Origin of the sequence: Bacteroides sp. MSK.18.37 (assembly GCF_019129155.2) — a bacterium.
Classification (GTDB): Bacteria; Bacteroidota; Bacteroidia; order Bacteroidales; family Bacteroidaceae; genus Bacteroides; species Bacteroides ovatus.
In genome coordinates, this window is the sequence record NZ_JAHOIB020000001.1 from 3,809,826 (window position 1) to 3,830,786 (window position 20,961).

At 42.2% G+C, this 20,961-nt stretch carries 10 protein-coding genes; 8 read left to right on the forward strand and 2 right to left on the reverse strand.

Annotation, left to right across the window (positions count from 1 at the left end; translation table 11 throughout):
- Window positions 1–14: 14 nt before the first annotated feature.
- Window positions 15–1,214: an acetate kinase gene (locus tag KSX81_RS14815; RefSeq protein ID WP_004299738.1), complete on the forward strand. Its 1,200-nt coding sequence runs from the start codon at window positions 15–17 to the stop codon at window positions 1,212–1,214.
- 101 nt (window positions 1,215–1,315) lie between these two features.
- Entirely contained in the window at window positions 1,316–2,305 is a 990-nt protein-coding gene (locus tag KSX81_RS14820; RefSeq protein ID WP_004299739.1) for a glycosyltransferase, read from the forward strand.
- A gap of 146 nt (window positions 2,306–2,451) precedes the next feature.
- On the opposite strand, the gene KSX81_RS14825 is transcribed toward KSX81_RS14820, so the two are convergent.
- Window positions 2,452–4,467: a family 20 glycosylhydrolase gene (locus KSX81_RS14825; RefSeq protein WP_004299740.1), complete on the reverse strand. Its 2,016-nt coding sequence runs from the start codon at window positions 4,465–4,467 to the stop codon at window positions 2,452–2,454.
- Between the two features lie 144 nt (window positions 4,468–4,611).
- Here KSX81_RS14825 and radC point away from each other — a divergent pair, with 144 nt between their 5' ends.
- Window positions 4,612–5,307, forward strand: coding sequence for a RadC family protein (gene radC, locus KSX81_RS14830; protein WP_004299741.1), 696 nt, complete (start codon window positions 4,612–4,614; stop codon window positions 5,305–5,307).
- A 33-nt stretch (window positions 5,308–5,340) separates the two neighbouring features.
- Here the strand turns inward: radC and KSX81_RS14835 are convergent, their stop codons facing one another.
- Window positions 5,341–9,276, reverse strand: a complete 3,936-nt coding sequence (locus KSX81_RS14835; RefSeq protein WP_217725416.1) for an ATP-binding protein — start codon at window positions 9,274–9,276, stop codon at window positions 5,341–5,343.
- Between the two features lie 257 nt (window positions 9,277–9,533).
- Here KSX81_RS14835 and KSX81_RS14840 point away from each other — a divergent pair, with 257 nt between their 5' ends.
- Genes KSX81_RS14840 through KSX81_RS14860 form a run of 5 tightly spaced genes read left to right on the forward strand, consistent with a single transcriptional unit; the run spans window position 9,534 to window position 20,950 of the window.
- On the forward strand, window positions 9,534–12,860 hold the full coding sequence (locus KSX81_RS14840; RefSeq protein ID WP_004299744.1) for a SusC/RagA family TonB-linked outer membrane protein: 3,327 nt from the start codon (window positions 9,534–9,536) through the stop codon (window positions 12,858–12,860).
- A gap of 10 nt (window positions 12,861–12,870) precedes the next feature.
- The gene (locus KSX81_RS14845) at window positions 12,871–14,658 is read left to right on the forward strand and encodes a RagB/SusD family nutrient uptake outer membrane protein (RefSeq protein WP_217725415.1); all 1,788 of its coding nucleotides are present in this window, start codon (window positions 12,871–12,873) and stop codon (window positions 14,656–14,658) included.
- Between the two features lie 29 nt (window positions 14,659–14,687).
- Window positions 14,688–16,640 carry a DUF5006 domain-containing protein gene (locus tag KSX81_RS14850; RefSeq protein ID WP_004299746.1) on the forward strand — a complete coding sequence of 651 codons (1,953 nt, stop codon included), beginning with the start codon at window positions 14,688–14,690 and terminating at the stop codon, window positions 16,638–16,640.
- A gap of 47 nt (window positions 16,641–16,687) precedes the next feature.
- Window positions 16,688–18,883: a hypothetical protein gene (locus tag KSX81_RS14855; protein ID WP_004322195.1), complete on the forward strand. Its 2,196-nt coding sequence runs from the start codon at window positions 16,688–16,690 to the stop codon at window positions 18,881–18,883.
- Between the two features lie 27 nt (window positions 18,884–18,910).
- Window positions 18,911–20,950, forward strand: coding sequence for a GLUG motif-containing protein (locus KSX81_RS14860; protein WP_004299748.1), 2,040 nt, complete (start codon window positions 18,911–18,913; stop codon window positions 20,948–20,950).
- The last annotated feature ends 11 nt before the right edge of the window (window positions 20,951–20,961 follow it).

Genomic DNA, 20,961 nt, shown 5'->3' on the forward strand with positions numbered 1-20,961 from the left:
AAATCGACAACGACATGAAGATTCTGGTATTGAACTGCGGAAGTTCATCTATTAAATATAAATTGTTCGATATGACCACCAAAGAGGTGATTGCACAAGGTGGTATCGAAAAAATCGGTCTGAAAGGATCATTCTTGAAACTTACTTTGCCGAATGGTGAAAAGAAAATATTGGAGAAAGATATTCCTGAACATACAGTAGGAGTAGAGTTTATCCTGAACACGCTGATTAATCCTGAATACGGCGCTATTAAATCTTTGGATGAGATTAATGCAGTAGGTCACCGTATGGTACACGGAGGCGAGCGTTTCAGCGAATCTGTATTGCTGAACAAGGAAGTGTTGGAAGCTTTCGCTGCTTGCAATGACTTGGCTCCGCTTCACAATCCTGCTAACTTGAAAGGGGTAAATGCAGTTTCTGCTATTCTTCCTAACATTCCGCAGGTAGGTGTATTCGATACGGCTTTCCATCAGACAATGCCGGATTATGCTTACATGTATGCTATTCCTCACGAACTGTATGAAAAGTATGGTGTGCGTCGTTATGGCTTCCACGGAACTTCTCATCGTTATGTGTCAAAACGTGTATGTGAATTCCTGGGTGTAAATCCGGTTGGACAGAAAATTATCACTTGCCACATTGGTAACGGTGGTTCTATCGCTGCTATCAAAGATGGTAAATGTATGGATACTACTATGGGCTTGACTCCATTGGAAGGCTTGATGATGGGTACTCGTAGCGGTGATATAGATGCCGGTGCAGTAACATTTATCATGGAAAAAGAAGGCTTGAACACAACCGGTGTTTCCAATCTGTTGAATAAGAAGAGTGGTGTACTGGGTGTTTCGGGTGTATCAAGCGATATGCGTGAACTCTTGGCTGCTTGTGCAGCTGGCAATGAGAAAGCTATCCTTGCTGAAAAGATGTACTATTACCGTATTAAGAAATATATCGGCGCTTATGCTGCTGCATTGGGCGGTGTAGATATTATCCTGTTTACCGGTGGTGTAGGTGAGAACCAGATGGAATGTCGTCGTGAAGTTTGTAAGGATATGGAATTCATGGGTATCGAACTTGATAACGAAGTAAATGCTAAGGTTCGCGGTGAAGAAGCAATCATTTCTACTCCTGCTTCTAAAGTGAAAGTAGTAGTGATCCCAACAGATGAAGAACTGTTGATCGCATCGGATACAATGGATATCCTGAATAAGTAATAATTTTATTGCTGATATACAAAAAAAAGATGGACTCGATTTCGAGTCCATCTTTTTTTTGTCTTACTTTGCATATCAAATAGTTATATCCCGTTTTTGATATGCGTTACTCCGTCATAATTCCCGTTTATAATCGTCCCGATGAAGTGGATGAATTATTGCAAAGTCTTACTGTACAATACTTTAAGGGTTTTGAGGTTGTTGTTGTTGAAGATGGTTCTTCCATTCCCTGTAAAGGAGTAGTAGACCGGTATGCAGATCGGTTGAATATAAAATATTTCTCTAAACCCAATTCCGGTCCGGGACAAACCCGTAATTACGGAGCAGAACGTAGCGAAGGCGAATACCTTATTATATTGGATTCTGATGTCATCCTTCCCGAAGGCTACTTCGATGCGGTAGAGAAGGAGCTCACCACTTCTCCTGCCGATGCTTTTGGTGGCCCCGACCGTGCACACGATTCTTTCACTGATATTCAGAAGGCAATTAACTATTCCATGACCTCTTTCTTCACGACCGGAGGTATCCGTGGCGGAAAAAAGAAGATGGACAAATTCTATCCCCGTAGTTTTAATATGGGAGTTCGCCGGGCAGTGTACGAGGCTTTGGGAGGTTTTTCAAAGATGCGTTTTGGGGAGGATATTGATTTCAGTATCCGTATCTTTAAGAATGGGTACACTTGTCGTCTTTTTCCTGATGCCTGGGTATATCATAAACGTCGGACTGACTTGAAAAAATTCTTCAAGCAGGTGCATAACTCCGGCATTGCCCGTATTAATCTTTATAAGAAATATCCGGATTCTCTGAAACTGGTGCATTTGCTTCCAGCCGTATTTACATTGGGAGTGGCGCTTCTATTATTAGGAACCCCCTTCTGCCTCTTCAGTTTCACGCCTATCATTCTCTATGCATTACTCGTATGCATTGATTCTACTATTCAGAATAAAAGTCTGTCTATTGGCGTTTATTCCATTGCCGCCGCATTTATACAGCTTATCGGCTATGGTACAGGCTTTTGGCGCGCATGGTGGCAGCGTTGTATCAGAGGGAAGGATGAGTTTGAGGCTTTCCAAAAGAATTTTTATAAGTAATCCATTTTTTATTTGCCTATTACCATTCCTGTTTTTGTTTAAAAGGAATGTTGTCTGACACCCGGGTCTCAATACGTCTGACACCCGGGTGTCAGACAAGTTATACTTTCATGGAAAAAAAGTAATGGATGCAATCGAAGAAATTTTTATAGGCTATATCTTTTTTCATTTAGTGGAGTGCAAATCACATTTCTTATTCTTCCCTTAAACCCCAGCAATTTGTCGCCTATCTGTTTCAATGGGAAGATAAGTGTTTCCTGATACCAAATGCTGTCTTTACGCAGGCTTTTCTGATTGTAAACTACACCGATTCGTCCTTCCAAACGTTCTTGTAGCTCTCCGTTTATGTAAAGTGAGGTCCCTTTGGCATCTCCCTCTACACGAACCTTTGTCCATTTTTCCACAGGCAAACGATAGGAATGGAAGATGAATTCATAGCCGTCGCGCGAGAATGCGAATTTACCCGTATTTTGCCAGTTCGCGGTGAAAACAGAATGGGGACCTTTGAATAAGACCGCATCGATATTGGGCTTTGGATCTGCGTAGATTTCAAATTCCACACTATATGGATAACCGATTTCGGGTATAGAGGTAAGAACCGAGTCGTTACCTTGCAGGATAATTTCCTGGCCGGAAAGCGTTAGGTCTTTTCTGTCATCTATGCTGGCCTGTAGATTTACGCCCGGTGCTTCCGGTGTTGTCCTGCACCACGTTTCGAAGGTTTCAAACGGTATGTTTCTTGTGTTTTCTCCTTTCCAAAGTTTCTCGCTCATAACCTGCATGGCAGGAAAGGTGCGTATATGTACATCCTGTTGGCTGATTCCATTTCCGACACGGTCGTTCCATACAGCAAACATGGCTCCTAATAAATTAGTAGACTGCTCTATCATTTCTCCCTCTTGCATCATTCGTGGTGACCAACTCTCATATATCCATTGATGATCCAGAAAGTTATGGTAGTAATTCACGGCTGGTACGATATATAGAAATGCATCGCATGTATTAATCGCTTTGGCTCCTTCCTGCAGTGCGGTTTCTAGGTCTAGCCAGCTATAATTCCATGCATTGACCGTTTTTCCTTTCAGATTTACGGGGGTATTTCCTTTCATGTGTTTCAGACTTCCCCATAATCGCGGATTTTTTCCATATTTGGTGATATACTTCAGATAGTATTCAGTGAAATAGCGGAATTGTTCCGCTTCTTTGAGGTTGTACTCATCAGTGCCGATATGTACGTCCGGTCCGACAAATACCGGGTGATCTCCCGAGAGATATTCGTCAAACAAAGTATCAAGGAAATCATATACCTCTTTTTTATAGAGGTCGAGATGATCCATACCATATTCTTTTTTGTCGGCTGCCAGTATCGGATTGTAATGAGTGAAAGCGAGTGAGTGTGCCGGAACATCAATTTCTGGGATGATATTGATTCCATATCGTGCGGCCATTTGCTGGAAGTTGCGGAATTCTTCTTTGGTGTAGGAACCATCTTTGGATGTGAGTCCCGGAAAACGCTCGCTTTCCAATCTGAAGGCGGCGTATGTTTTGTTCCAGTCATTATCGAAAAACTCAACGAAACCATTATCATTCAGATGTATTTGCAGTTCATTCATTTTATAGAACGAGAGAATTTTTACGTAATCCTGCAAATAGTCCATTGTGAAAAATTTCCTGGCTACGTCAATCATCAGTCCGCGGTGAGCATACTGCGGATAATCCAATGCTTTTCCTTTCATGAGTCCAAAAGGCTGGTTATGGATCATTTGCAACAGTGTGCGAGTTCCCCAGAATACTCCTTTTACGGTGGAGGCTTCGATGGTTACATGGTTGCGTATATCCAGTTCATAGCTTTCTTCTCCCAATGATGAAGGCGATTTTTTCACTGACAGATAGATAGAATGATTTTTCGGTTTTCCGGAGGTTACCTGATAATTCCAGCCGAACATATCTTTTAAGTCTTTTGCCATTATTTCCGCAGTTTCTTTCAACAGGCTTTCTGCTTCCGGAGCGATTATAATCTTTCCTGTTTCCGGTAGTGTCAGTTTGCCTTTTGCCCCATTCCAATGTTGTAAGGAGGGAATCACCTGCGGGATATCCGTTTGAGCGTATACTGTCATTCCTAATAGTAGTAAGATGGATAAGATGCTTATTCTCTTTTTCATATTTATTAGATGTTTATATATTAATCTTGATAGCGCAAAACTACGATATTTGGAAGTAAAGGGATTCTAAAAATAGACTTATAGCTTCCAAAATTCATTTTTTCAGTTATATAGGAGTATCTTTGTGACTTAATTTGATTAATAATGGAAAGTAAACACAAACTATCCATCAACCAGTGGGCACTGGAAGACCGCCCACGGGAAAAAATGATGGAGAAGGGAGCAGCCGCATTGAGTGATGCCGAACTACTCGCTATATTGATTGGCTCCGGAAATACGGAAGAAAGTGCTGTCGAATTGATGAGACGCCTGCTCCTGTCTTGTGATAACAATCTGAATTCATTGGCAAAATGGGAAGTGTGTGACTATTCCTCTTTCAAAGGTATGGGACCCGCAAAGAGCATTACAGTGATGGCAGCCTTGGAATTAGGCAAACGAAGAAAGCTGCAAGAAACCAAAGAGAGACTTCGAATCACTTGCTCAAAAGATATCTATGATATTTTCCAACCGATCATGTGTGACTTGGAACAGGAAGAATTCTGGGTGCTCCTATTGAACCAGGCAACCAAACTAATTGATAAGGTACGTATAAGTACTGGTGGCATAGACGGAACTTATACCGATGTGCGCACCATTCTCCGGGAAGCATTGCTGCAAAGAGCTACACAAATCGCGGTGGTGCATAACCATCCTTCGGGAAATATTCATCCCAGCCAACCGGACAGGAGTTTGACAGAGCATATCCATAAAGCGGCGGAAACGATGAATATCCGTCTGATAGATCACGTCATCGTTTGTGAAGACGGATTTTTCAGCTTTGCAGATGAGGGCCTACTCTAATTAGTAATACTACCTTATTTAAGTGAGAATATCTTATTTATTCTCACTCCTGCATTCATTTTTATACTGCGTGGGCGTCAAGCCTGTGTACTGTTTGAATGCAGTACTGAAATAACGTAAAGTAGTGAAACCTATCTGATCTGATATTTCAGTAAATGTCAGATCGGTGGTTTTTATCAGAGTAATGGCTTGCTCCAACCTGAATTTGTTGATATAGTCATTTGCCCCCATATCGGTGATAGCCTTCAACTTGTTGTAAAGAGATGTTTTACTCATTCCGATCTCTCTGCAGATAAAAGGAATATCTAAAGACGGATTGCTGATATTCTCGGAAATGAGCTTGTTAAACTTTAACAAGAACGTTTCATCCGCCTGGCTGAAAGTACTCTCCAGCGGTTGAGGGAAGTTGCCTATATGTTGATAGTGCTCTTTCGTTTGCTCCCGGTTGTATAGCCGGTTCTGTATAATCTTAACAAGAGTGTCTATCTCAAAAGGTTTTCCCAGATAAGCGTCCGCCCCGATTTTATACCCATACAGTCGGCTCTGTTCATCATTGCGTGCCGTGAGCAGAATCACAAGAATATGACTGATGCCGATATTCTCTTTTACCGCTTTGCACAGTTCGTATCCATTCATAACCGGCATCATCACATCGCTCACTATAATATCCGGAACTTGCTTTTGCGCTATTTCGAAAGCTTCCCGGCCATCATGTGCTATATAAATTGCTTTGAATAAGGATTTCAATTCTTTGGAGAGGAAATCTGTCAGGTTATGATTGTCGTCTACCAATAGCACTGTGTAATTCTGCGTAGAGAAGTCGAGTGTCTCGGGAGCGTTGATCTCATGATCTACGTCCGGTGTAATCAATTCATTGATGTAAGGTTTCGGCTGGCAGATGACTTCGCCCGACTCCAATCCCAAAGGTAAGTCGAAGAAGAAAGTGGCTCCTCCCGCTTCGTTGTTCATGGCTCCGATTTTACCTTTATGCAATTCCACCAGCATCTTGGCGTATGAAAGTCCGACTCCGCTACCGCCAATTTCCTGCTTGCCTTGATAGAAACGGATGAATACTTTCTCCATGTCTTCCTCTTGCATACCTTCTCCCTGATCCAAAACGGAAACACGGACGTATGAGTCATTTTTGCTGGTACGGATAGTGACGGTTGTGTTTTTAGGACTGTGTTTCAGTGCGTTCGTCAATAAGTTTGTGACTACGATTGTACACATACCCTTGTCAAATACCACCTCTTTTATGCTGTCGTCGAGCTGATAATCTATTTGCACTTCCTGGGCAGCTCCCTCGTCCGTAAAATCGGCACCAATCTCCTTTATCCATGAGTTAAATGGATAGGCTTGGAGTTTCAACTTGGTTTCTCCTACTTCCATCTTACGTACGTCCAGCACCATGTTGATAAGATCTTTCATCCGTTGAGCCTGTTTATGTATATTCTTCAACGGTGGATAAATGGCATCTGTAGAAGGAAGTGTCTTTAATATGCGGCTTAGCGGGGCATATATGAGTGTGAGCGGAGTTCGCAGTTCATGGCTGATATTAATCAGAAAACGAACTTTTTCTTCATACACATTCTGCTCGTGTTCTTTCATCATCCATTTCATCTTGTTTTCTTTGCGTCGAAGCAGAACGAAAACAATTTGTACCACAATGCCTATGCAAGCAATGATGCAGAGAGAAACGAACCACCAGCTTCTGTACCAGGGTGGCAGTACGTTTAATGTGAAAAGAAACTGGGGAGTTGTTTCATTTCCTTCCTGTGTGTTACAGCTCACCATGATGGGATAACTTCCCGGAGCAAGAGATGGGATCATCAATTCAGGGTTGTAGCCTTCGGTTTTAAGGTCTCCCATTTGGAAATGATAGACTTTGAGCCGGAGAATGTCCGCACCATAAGTCATGACACGGATCTTAATGTTTTTACTGTTCCAGGGGATGGATATCTTGTCTTGATTGAGCTGATACATCCTGTTCTCTCCGTTTATGGTCAGTTCGGCAAGGCGTATTTCCGGAGAGTCACTACTCTTTTCTATTTGAGTGTCTGCATTGATACATAGTAAGCCTTTTACACCTCCCATATAGATGTTGCCTTTGGGGGAAATGAGACGGGGCTCGGCCAAGTATTCATTGGGGGAAATTCCATCCGCTTCTCCGAACCATACAAAACGTTTGGTATCGGTGAGCCATATAAAGAGTTTCTGTTCAGCTCCTATCCACACTTTTCCTTTATTGTCGCATAACACGGTATTTACTTCATTAAATAAGGTGGTAGGAATTCTTTCGAATTTGCGGGTATCAGGGTGATAGGTGTACAGGCCACGGGTGCCTGCAATCCAGAATACGCCCTTGTCATCCCTGGATACAGCATTGAAGAATCCCTGTGGAGCACTTGCAAATATCTCCACTGTGTCTTTTTTACGATCCAGTCTATATATATTATAAGGATCGTTCAGGTAAATGGCAGTGGAATCATATCCAATGGAACTCAACAAGCCTTTTATTTTCACTTCTTTGGCACAAGGGACAGGAGTGAGTTGCCGGGTGGAAGTATGGTAGCGGTAAGGAGGCGAACTTAATATTAAGATCGAATTGGGAGTATCCCGGTATAAGTTGATTGGCTGTCCGCTATAGCGGATGTGATGCTCTAATGAAGGGCTCATAATAGCGAAAGGACGCTTCTTTCCTGTCTTTTTATCGAATATGAAGATACCTTTGGAAAAGGCAGATACTAACAATTCGTTGGGTGTGAAGCCGGTGATGGAGACCATCTTGTCTCCCCAAGTGTCGGGATAGTGCACAAATGTTTCTGTAGAAGGAATGAATTTATTGATACCTCCTCCGTCCATAGCGATCCAGAGTTCTTCGGAAGCCGGTTCCTGATATAGTTGTAATACCGTACTTTGACTTAATCCTTTGTTGTGCCCTAACACAACATTAGTGTAAGTTCTCATGGATACTTCACGAATGTTGATAACCCCTTCACGTTTACTTCCCGCCCATATATTTCCGGCAGAGTCGCTATGCAGGCAGAGTATTGTATTTGTGGGAAGGGAATGATTATCTCCGGAGATATGTTCGAGTACGGTAATATTGCCGGTTGTGGGATCGAGGATATTGATACCTCCCCCGTCTGTTCCCATCCATATTTTTTGTTTGAATTCGGTCATGCACAATACGATGTCACTGCTCAAACGGGAGTTTTGAGTGGTATAGCTGGCTATCAATTTTCCCTGGGCGGAGAAACACTTGACGCCATTGTTGTAGGTTGACAGCCATATTCTTTGTTGGGAGTCTATGATGATTCCTACGTTGTCGTTCCCGTATTGGAAAGGAAATGGGGTTATCTCGAAATTCTTGAAGTTCATTTGCAGTATTCCCTGTTGCCAGCTTAGACACAATATGGTATCGGGTTTCCACATTTGTATGGATCGTATAATGAACGGCTCGTCGGTCTTGAATTCCCGTATGAGAGAAATCGTGTTGGTGGCATAAGAATATTTATATATCTTGTTGATCCCTCCGAACAGAAGCCCGTCTGCTATTTTGCAGATCGATTTGGCAATGATGGGCTGATTATTTAGTTTGGGGATAAAGAAGTTGTCGTGAATAAGAGAATAACGGGCGATTCCTGTGGTGGTCAGTATCCAGGTTGTCTGCTGATTATCTTCAATAATTTGCAGGATACTGTCGTTAGGCAGGGAATTTTCATTATCAGGTTGTGCGGTGTACTTTTTGAGTTCCGTTCCATCAAATCTGATTAGTCCTGTCGGAGTACCGATCCAGATGAATCCCTTTTGTTCGGTATAGATACAGCTGATGATAGACGGCATTCCGTTTTGGGAACCAATCAGTTTAAAGTCGTAATGGTTACCTATACTTATTGCTGGAAATGTGCCTACGATAAGAAAAGCCAGTAAGCAGAAAAAGTGTTTTATCCAAATACTTTTTTTCATCAGTCAAGATTATTAAGGGGAGATTAGTGAAACAAAAGTATGATTAATTCCGCTAAAACAAAAGAAATATTTCCAAAAACCGCCACAAAGACGTTCAAAAACGGAATATGGATGTTTTTGGAAATATTTTGGCGATTTTATGAACTCGCCATTCTGCCAATCAATCTATTTTTGTGGTGTATTTCAATGCCGGATAGTGTGGGCTATTGGCAAATGGAACTCAAAAAAACTTTTAGTATTAACTTTAATATAATGTTATGAAGAAAATGCAGATTAGGATGCAACTGGTGTGTCTCTTTTCAATGCTTTTACTGTTCTTCCCTGTGGAGCTCTTTGCTCAACAGGGCACTATCACTGGTAAGGTGGTAGACGAACGTGGCGAGTCCGTAATCGGAGCAACCGTTATGGTGAAAGGTTCTACTGATGGTACCATTACCGATTTGGATGGAAACTTTAAAATTAACGGTAAAGTAGGTACAACGATAACTGTCAGCTATGTGGGCTATGCTCCTTTGGAAGTGAAAATCACTAAGCTAACAGGAAATCGGTTCGTGATGAAGGAAGACTCCAAAACTTTAGATGAAGTGGTGGTAGTCGGTATGGGAACACAGAAACGTAATACTATTACAGCGGCTGTAGCAACAGTTAATGCGGATGCAATCGCTACCCGTCCTGTGACGGATGTAACCAGCGCCTTACAAGGTAATGTGGCTGGTTTGAACTTTGCTTCGGATGCTTCTGAAAGCGGTACCGGTGGTGAAGTTGGCGGAGAAATCAAATTTAATATTCGCGGTATCGGTTCTATTAATGGTGGAGAGCCTTATGTATTGGTGGATGGTGTGGAACAGAGCTTGCAGAATGTAAATCCTGCCGATATAGAAAGTATCAGTGTATTGAAAGATGCTTCTGCAGCAGCCGTGTATGGTGCTCGTGCTGCGTATGGTGTGGTGTTAGTAACGACCAAGAGCGGTAAACAGGATAAAGCCCGGGTGACTTATCGCGGTTCTGTGGGTATGAGTGCACCTATCAACATGCCCGAGATGATGAACTCTGTAGAGTTTGCCAATTATAAAAATGCGTACCGTTCGGCAATTGGTGAGTCTCCATACTTCTCACAGGAGACTATTGATTTGATGAATCAGTTTTTGCAGAACCCCTATGGTGAAGGTCTGCTCGGTATTACCGCCAATCAGGAGAATACCGGTTGGCGTGGCGGTGAATCGCAGTATGCCAATACCGACTGGTTTGATTATTTCTATAAAAACAAATCTTTGCGTCATTCACACAATCTAAGTATCTCCGGTGGATCGGACAAAGTGACTTATTATGTCGGTCTGGGTTATACTTACCAGGGTGGTTTGCTGGATCGTGTAGAAGACTCTCTGGATAAATACAACGTGAATACCAAATTTCAGATCAAGCCGAATGACTGGTTGAAGTTTAACTTCAATAACAATATCACGTTGAATCTGATTTCCCGCCCGCTCCCCGATATGTCTATTCTTTATCATCAGATAGCTCGTTCGCAGCCTAATATGGTGACTGAAGTTCCTATTTCCGGGCTTTATAATCTTCCTTCATGGAATGAAGCTTTGTATCTGGACAATGTGGGCTATTCGCAGAACCGCATTTCTGATGCCATGACTTTTGCAGCTACTGTTACGCCTCTGAAAGGCTGGGACATTATCGGAGAGATGAAAGTTCGTTTTGATGTGCAGAATGATGAATTCTTGCAGAAGCAGCCCCGTACCACACGGCCCGACGGAACCATAGAGAATGTTACCGCTCCCCGGCAGGGATATTCTTATCCCGGTATCGAATATTCGAATTCTTTGTGGGGATCAATGACTCGTGGAAATCAATTCAACTATTATTTGTCTCCCAGTGTGTCGTCTTCATATACGAATCAATGGGGTGACCATTTCTTTAAGGCAATGGCCGGTTTCCAGATGGAAGTGCAGCAAAACTCAAGCATGTATGCGTATAAAGACGGAGTGATGAGCGATGATACATTCTCTTTTGACAATGCAAACGGAAAAGCCTATAATAGTGAAGCGCGTGACCATTGGGCAACCATGGGATTCTATACCCGTTTGAACTGGAACTACCAGAATGTCTATTTTCTGGAATTTAGCGGACGTTATGATGGTTCGTCACGTTTCGCTTCCGGCAATCGTTGGGGATTTTTCCCTTCTTTCTCTGCCGGTTATGACATTGCCCGTACCGACTACTTCAAGCAATGGAGCTTGCCTGTTTCACAGTTGAAAGTGCGTTTGTCTTACGGACGTTTAGGCAATCAGAATGGAGCCGGACTATATGATTATCTGAACTTCATGACATTGAGACCGGACTATTCAAATGCATGGTTGCTTTCCGGTGTCACTTCGGCTACTCCGGTACGTGGTACAGTCGCTTTAACACCTTCTATGGTAAGCCCGTACATTACATGGGAAAAAGTGGATAATGCCAACTTAGGTTTCGACCTGACTTTGCTTAACAATCGTTTGACGATTACGGCGGATATTTACCAACGTACGACCAAAGACATGATTGGCCCGGCTGAAGCAATTCCTGATATTGGCGGTATTGCTGTTGACCAACGTGCTAAAGTAAATAATGCAACGCTACGTAACCGTGGATGGGAATTGTCGGTTAACTGGTCTGACCAGCTGAAGAATGGTTTCAGTTATGGAATCGGTTTCAATATCTTTGACTACAAAGCAGTGGTAACCAAATACAATAATCCGGAAGGATTGATTTATAACAACCACACCGGTCTGGTTCGTAACAAAGGTTATTACCAGGGAATGGATTTAGGTGAAATCTGGGGATATGAAGCAAATGATCTGTTTCTCACCAACCAGGAAGTGGATGAATATCTGAGAGGAGTAGACATGTCTTTCTTCAAACCGAATAAGGATTGGCAACGTGGTGATTTGAAATATATCGATTCGAACGGTGATGGTAAAATTGATCCGGGTTCGGGTACATTGAAAGATCACGGTGATTTGAAGATTATCGGTAATACGACTCCTCGTTACTCCTTCGGTCTGAACTTACATGCCGGTTATAAAGGTTTTGAAGTTTCCGCATTGTTCCAGGGAGTCATGAAACGTGATTTCCCGATGGCTGCAAGTACTTATCTGTTTAGCGGTGATTCCAACTTCTTTAAAGAACATTTGGATTATTATAATGTGTACAACCCGGGGGCTTACCTGCCGCGTCTGACAAAACCCGACAGTCCTGAATATAATGCGAACGTAGGTTACAACACTTCACGTTATTTATTGAACGCAGCTTATATGCGACTCAAAAACTTGATGATTTCTTATAACTTCCAGCCTAAACTGGTTAAGAAGATGGGATTGGAGAACTTGAAAGTGTATTTCACTTGTGATAATCTCTTCACGATTGACAATTTGCCGGACGTATTCGATCCTGAAACCTTGAATCAGGTAAATACATGGGCTGGGGGTAGTAACGAAACTGCTCCGGGATTGACTTCCCCAATGAAGCAAAATGGTAACGGAAAGGTATATCCGTTGAATAAAAACTACGTATTTGGTATTGAATTTACCTTTTAAACCATAAGATATGAAAAGAATATATATAATGGCTTTTGTAGCCGCTTCAATATTACCATTTTCATCCTGTTCTGATTTTCTGGATAGGGAACCGATAACCAAGCCGGAAGCCGGTAATTTTCTGACAGGTGTTATACAGGTCGAAAACTATATTAACGGACTATATATGACGTTGCCGTCTTTTAGTAAGTTCGGTTTGGGAGTTCGCAGTGAAGAAAAGAATAGTGACAATATTATTGCAGAAAAGTATGATGCCCGTTTGCATGGACAGAATAACCAGTTTAGCGGAGCTTCCGATTGGCAGACTGGTTATCAGAACCTGCGTAAAGTGAACTATTTTTTCCATAATTATAAAGTACCCGAAGCACAGGAAAACGAAGATGTACTGTCGTTGAAAGGGGAGGCTTACTTTTTACGTGCCTATTGGCATTTCGATTTATTGAAGAAATTCGGTTCTATTCCGGTAATGGATGCTTTTTGGGATGAGAATGCGACAATCGCAGGATTACAGATTCCCGCAAAGACACGTAATGAGGTAGCCCGATTTATTTTGAGTGATTTGGTTGAGGCGAAGAATCTGTTGCATTCGCGCGGTAAATATTCCGGAATTCGTATCAATAAAGAAGCTGCCATGGTTTTGGCAATGAATGTGGCGTTGTATGAAGGAACTTGGGAAAAGTATCACAGCAGCGATGATTTTGCATCTTCCACTAACGAATCAAATTATTTCTTGGGTGAAGTTATTAACTGGGGAAATGAACTGTTCGGTTGTGGCATTGATCTGTATAAAACCGGGCAAAATCCGGGAGATGCTTTTGCGGCATTGTTCAATAGCAAAGATTTGTCAGGAATGGGCGAAGTGCTATTGTGGAGGAAATATTCGAGTGATGAAGGAGTCTTTCATGATGTCAACGGTAATCTGAAGGCAGGTGTTGTCGACTCGGAAGGAGCTGCCGGAATTACTCAAAGCCTGGTGGATAATTATCTGAATGCCGATGGAACATTTATTGATCCGACAAATGAGAAATTTAAGGATTTTAAGGAAACATTTGAAGGCCGTGACCCTAGATTGATTCAAACGGTGATGAATGAAGGTGCCAAATTTGCTTCTGCCACTACTGCGACCCCAATGCATCTGGAAGAATATACGGATGAGAAGAAGAATACTATTAGTCCTCCTAAATTGGCAGGAGATGGAAACACACGTTCTTTGACGGGTTATCACATCCGTTTGGGAATAGATACCACCTTTGTAAGTGGTAATGGTGAGACTGCTTTACCTATTATTCGTTATGCCGAAGGTCTTTTGGCTTATGCAGAAGCTGCTGCTGAACTGGAAATGTGGAGCGATGATATAGCGAATAAGACATTGAAAGCGCTTCGTGAACGTGCAGGAGTGAAATATCTGGCACCGGCAAAGGATGCTAATTTCACCGATTTCGGTTATACATTGACTCCTGTTTTACAGGAAATCCGTCGTGAACGCCGTTCTGAACTTGCTTTGCAAGGTTTCCGGCTGGATGATCTCATGCGTTGGAAAGCCGATAAACTGATTGTTGGAAAGCGTGGTAAAGGTGCTTATGTAGGTGATGAATCTATTTTATTCAAATCTTACAGTCCGGATAATCAGAAAAGAATCAGAGAGCGTCTGACCCTTGATGATAACAAATGGGCGGATCCGATGGCCGGGACTCTGCCAAGCGGATATCAATTCCATGCAGATAGGGATTATCTGTTACCGATCCCTCCTTCAGAATTGGAATTGAACAAAAAGTTGAAACAAAACCCGAAATGGTAATCATTAATAATGATATAATAGGATAGATTATGAAGAAATATTTCTATAGATTATTACCAATTTGCCTGTTTATCCTTGTAATGACAGGCTGTAATGACACCGAGACGGTTATCTCTATCGGAGAAGCCCGGAATCTGGTGGCCGAAATCAGTACTCAAAGTGCTGCTATCGGAGATAATGTGACCTTTACTGTGAAGGTAGATCAGCAAGACAATCAGTTGGCACTCGAAGAAGATATAGACGTTGTTCTGACTTTTGCAGGTAAGAATGTAGAAGGAAAGGATGTCCCTGTATCTGATGTCTTTGAAGGCTTTGCCGGTCATCTTTTTATGAAGAAAGGTGAGAAACAGGGATTTACCGAATTTAAGGTAAAGAACGATCTGGCTAAATATCCTATATCGGGTACTATCACCGCTTATGTCAGAGGATACAAGATCAATGCGGCTGAACGTCCGATTGTGGTATCTGATAAACACTACACCATCTTGTCATTGAAGAACAATTCGGACAATACGGTGAAAGAGTATGGCTCATTTATTCTGGTCGCTACGGTAGGAGCGTCAGCTAAGGAAGATGTAGTCGTTCATATTGATGCGGGTGAAGATGCGGATAAATATGAGAATCTGCCGAGCGAATTGGTGGTGAAAGCCGGGTATAAAACAGCTGAATCTGAACTTATATGGGTGAAAGGAGAGAAAGGACCGAATACTTTCACTTCTGTGTCTATGTCTTTTGCTACCGATTCTGAAATTCATCCGGTATATGGGGACGAGTTGGAAATTAAGGTTACTGATACGGATGCAGGTTTGACTCCGGGCACCGAGTTAACCAATGAGCAATGGGTTTATACAGATCCGGATCAGATATTTGTATCAGCCAGCAATAAAAAGGCTGTAGAAAAATGGGATGAGGTCAGAGCTGCGTCAGCACTATTGATAAAGGAGGGTGATCCGCATCCGAATGAAGCGTTAGCTGCTGAAGGATGGACATTCCTGAATTCTTATGAGTTCCATCCGATTGATGCTTTGACAGAAGGTACCGGACTCCCCAATCAGTATGGTAATCGTCCTCCACGTTTTATGGCGGCACAGAATGTGGCTAACACACAGAAAGTACAAGCGGTTGTAAATGAGAAATATGCAACGATGACTCAAGATGGATATTTGAAAATGTGGTGTGCGTATGATCCGGGAATCAGTGTGACAGGGGAAATTACGGGAACAAGAGATTTTGGAGTTTCCTCCCTCTATGCAAGTAAGTTTGATGGTGTGCCTACGGGTGCTGATTCTTGGGAATCCAGCAATGTACGCATTTTGCCGGGCACTCGTGTGGAAGTTAGAATCCGTGTGCGTGGAAAGAAACACTCTTTCAACTCGGCAGTCTGGTTCCAAGGAAATATCAGAGGTGTGCAATGGTCTACCTATGGTGAGGTTGATCTTCTGGAAAATCCGGCTACCAATGCGAATCCGAATGGCGCTTGGCAGACTTTCCACTGGAATGATATATCCACTTCATCCGGTGATAAGTATAAACCGTCCTCAGGACAGTTGATAATATCGGATATGGATGAATTCGATATCTATTGGATGGAATGGAGAGATAATAACGAGATTGCTTTAGGTATTAATGGTAAAGAGAATGTACGCATGAGGACTGACGGCAGCTATACCGGAATAGCTAATGGAACGGCTTCATGGAACTCGTCTACACATTGGCCGTTTACGGACAAATACAATACGGAAGGGTTACATTTACTATTGACATTTGCCGGATGTAATGAATGGGCGCTTGGTGACGCTGCGGCAGAACAGGCTGCTAAAGATGGTAGTTGGGCAAACGACTTTAAGCATATTTCTTATCAGGAAAGTAAGTCTAGCAATGATACGCCACGTATGGAAATCGACTGGATACGTTTCTATAAGAAGCCAACCTACGACTATTTTGGAAGTGGTACTCCAACGCGTAACAAACCAATGTATTAATGGTTGTTGAAATAAAGATATTTAATCGAACAAACTTTTATATAGTTATGAAAAAGGTTTATCACTTATTGAGCGTTGCACTGCTGGGCGCAATGGCACTAACCTCTTGCGAAGAGGACAAGATAGTGAATGAAAATAACGGTGAAGGGAACGAAACCGACAAGAATCTGACTGATTATTCATTTATAGCTTCTATTAAACAGTCCGCCCCTTTGGGTCGCAGCAATTTGCAGAATGGAGTGTATACATGGAATAAAGGAGATGCTGTTACATTATGGAATCGCAACTTCGGAGCCGGCTATGATTTCTCTATCACCCCGGGGTATAATGACAACCAACCTGACAAATCTGCTGAATTCACAGGAAAAGCTGCTGTAGAAAATGGCCATAAGCTGATTGCGGTATTTCCACGGAAAGAAGCAAAAACATTTAATGACCTGGCTACCTTTTCTATGCCGGAGACATTTACTCAGACTGGAAAAACAGCAGAACTGGCAGCTACTACCTATATGGTTGCCACCGGGGATGTGACTGATAATAAGATTCCTGCATTAACGTTTTCACCATTGACTGCATTGATACAGTTTGGTTTGAAAAACACGTCGGACCGGGAACTGAAGATTCGCTATATTACGCTGGAGAGTGATGATGATGTATTTCCCGCAGAGTTGAAGATCGACGAAGACGGAGTGCTACAGAGTCTTTCAGGTATGCGTAACAAACTGACACTTGACATGAGTGGACAAGCATTGGCGCAGAATGAAACATTAAACGGGTATTTGAATATATTACCTACAACCTATGGTGATACCCGGTTGATGAAAAGTACGACCGAACTGAATATTACAGTAAGCGTTTTGAATAATGAAGTGGAACAGGATATTATCCTGCTGAAAAAAGTAAAAGTCAAAGATTTGGAGGATAACATCGGACTTGATATGGATGCTACTGCCAATCAGTTTGCAGCCGGCAAGCATTATAAAATGGATTTTGAGGTAGATTATCGTTTCAGAATTCCTGATGAGGGCTATATGATCGATGATGATGGAAATATTCATATCTATAATAAGACTGGATTATTCGGATGGAATAAAATTGCGGATGAATACCGTAAGGCAACTGTTACTTTAGAAAAAGAATATATCGATGAACCGGCAGGGGATGGAATAAAAGTGATTGATATGGGTAATGAACTTTGGGAACCTATTAGTGCGTTTGGAGGTGTATTTGAAGGTAATGGTGTTACCATCCGCAATTTGCAAATAGCTAATAAAGGTTTTATAGCTACCAATACGGGAACTATCCGGAATTTGACTTTGGAAAATGTAAGTTTCTCTGCTGATATCACAGAGGGAGCAGGAGCATTGGCTGCCGAAAGTTCAACGAGTGTCATTCAGAATTGTACAGTCAAGGGAGTGACTGTAACCGTTATAAAACCGGTAGTTTTTGGTGGTTTGATCGGTCGAAACTCCGAAGGAAGAATAGAAGGTTGTCAAGTTATCAGTGGAACTATTAACCTTAATTTGAGTGGTGCTGGTAATTCTAATTATGGTGGCTTGGTTGGTGAGCATTTTAATGGAACGGCTCTTATTATAAATTCGTATGTCGGTGCAGATGTAACAATCAAGCATCCTAGTAACTCTAGTGGTGCATCCTGTGTCGGCGGACTTGTTGGCTGGAACAACTCCGGTAAAGTCAAAGGTTGTTACTCATTAGCCAAACTTGAGGTTTCTTGTTCCGGACAAGTAGGAGGACTTATAGGGGCTAATAGTAACGGTACGGTTCTGGCCTGTTATGTAGCCGGTTCAATTAGTGGAACTATCTATAATAATACTGGCGGTTTCATTGCACAGAATACCATTAATAATGCTGATGCTACTGTGACGGCTTGCTACTCGACCACGCAGATAAATGTGACTAATAATGCTGGAAGTAATAAATTGGGAGCTTTCGTCGCTTCGAATTCAACAGGAATCAACCAGTGTTATTTCGTAGGCGAGACGGTGACTAATTCTGTAGGAAGCGGATCTGTAAATGGAATTAGTAAGGTAACAGCTACTCAACTCAAGGATAAGAAACGTCAGATGAATCTGGCAATAGAAGCCAAGGATCCAGAATTTGGTTTTAGCTTTAAAGTGAATGAGGATGCCGGAACTAATATATACTGTCCGTTGATTCTACAGGGGGCTGTGAAAGAACCTGGCTTCGGTGGATCAGATTTTGGAGATGGTGGTGATATTTAAATAACTGATAACAGAAAAAAATAAATCATGAATAAAATCTATTCTTTATTAGGGATCGGGCTGCTAAGTGCAGCCACCCTAAGCTCTTGTAAAGAAGATGTTTTCATTGAAGGTGGGGATGAACTGCAACGGGGAGAATCACAGACTTATGTGGCTGTTGCTTCTATCCGGGGGTATGAAAATACGGACAAAGAATCGTCTACACGTGCCAACGTACAAGATGACGGTAGTTCCTTTATGTGGAATGCCGATGATAAGGTTACACTTTGGAATGGAACAAATGGCTATGATTTCACAACCATAAATTATGATGAGAGTGAACCGTCTGGAAATGTGGAATTTGCAGGGAATGGTAACTTTGAAGAGGGAGCTACTGTTTGGGGAATCTATCCGAAAAAAGATGTTCCGACTTCAGGGAATGTTTTCACTTTTACGTTGGGAGATGCTACGCAAAGTGCCCAAAAAGCAGAGCTGCAGAATACGATGCACATGCTTGCTAAAGGCACGGTGAATGGGACTACCGTCACCAATCTTAAGTTTGAACATTTGACAGCTCTTTATCAGTTTAAATTCACCAATCGAAGACCGGATGCCTATAAAGTGACAAAGGTGGTTGTTTCGGCTGATGCTGCTATTTTCCCAAAAACGTTGACAGTTTCGGGAGAAGAGAAAACGTATGGTGATAAAAGTAATAGTCTGACTTTGTCTATGACAAGTTTGGAAATGGCAAAGAATGAAGTTGCATACGGTTATTTGAGTTTCTTTCCGATAGCAGACATGACAAAGGATACAGAATTAACTTTTACTGCTACGATAGAAAAAGTGGGAGATTCTTCCTCTACGGAAACAATAGAGAAAAAAGGAAAGATCAGTGAACTTTATAATGCCGAATCGGTGGTAGCAGGAGATGAATATAAATATGTGGCTGGAAAGCGATATGGTATATCATTTATGCTGGTGGCAGACTTGGGATATGAGGAGACTGAAGCGGGTAAGTATTTAGTCAAGAAAGAAGACGGGTTGATAAATTTGGCAAGTGAACCGACTGTTATGACGAATGCTGCTACGGTAATTACATTAGATGCTGATCTTGATATGTCGACTAAAGAGGCATGGGTACCGGTTACGGAGTTTAAAGGTATATTGGACGGCAATGGCAAGACTATTTCCGGTCTTACAATTGAAGCAACAGGAAACGATGCCGGTTTGTTTATAACTAATAATGGTATCATTAAAAATTTAACCCTTAAAGATGTAACGGTGAAACAAGTGTCAGGCGCAGCTGGAGCATTTGCAGCAATAAATACCGGAACGATTCAGAATTGCGTCATTGATGGAGGAGCGTTGACTGTCAATGGAACAGATGCTAAGTTGGGGGCTATTACCGGACATAATCAGACTGGTGCGTCAATGATAAAGGATTGTAAGGTAAAAGGTAATGTGGTACTGACTGTTGCCGGTGGTAAAGTAAATGCTGGTGGATTGGCAGGTGTGAACGGATGGTGGTCTAAGGCACAAATACAAGGTTCTTCGATTGACAAGGAGGTATCCTTTGTATATAGAGGTAATGGTGAAGGTGCCATCGGAGGACTTGTGGGTTGGAATGTTCAGGGAACCATAACTGGCTGTTATTCTTTGATGACTATTACTGCATTTACAGCTGTGAATGCCGGTGGTCTGGTGGGAGGAAACGAAGGACCTGTAACCGCTTCGTTTGCTGCTAGTGAAATAGTGGCCAAAGCGTCCGGAAATATTGGCGGTTTGGTGAAAAATGGTGGAACTTTGACAGGATGTTATTCAACTTCTGTGCTTTCTGGCACTGCTTCTGTTACCATTTGTGGAATATCAACGGGATCAGTGACAGCAAACGAATGTTATTTTATGTCCGACGGAGTTTCGAATCCGGGTGGAAACTTACCAACTTCAACTAAGGTAAGCGATGCTGCTGCCCTGATTGATAAAATTGCATCCATGAATCAAGCGATAGCTGGCTCTGGTTACAAGTATGTTGAAAATACAGGAACCGACAGTGCCAGAGTACCTTTACTCATTCAACCGGATGAATAATAACTGACAGG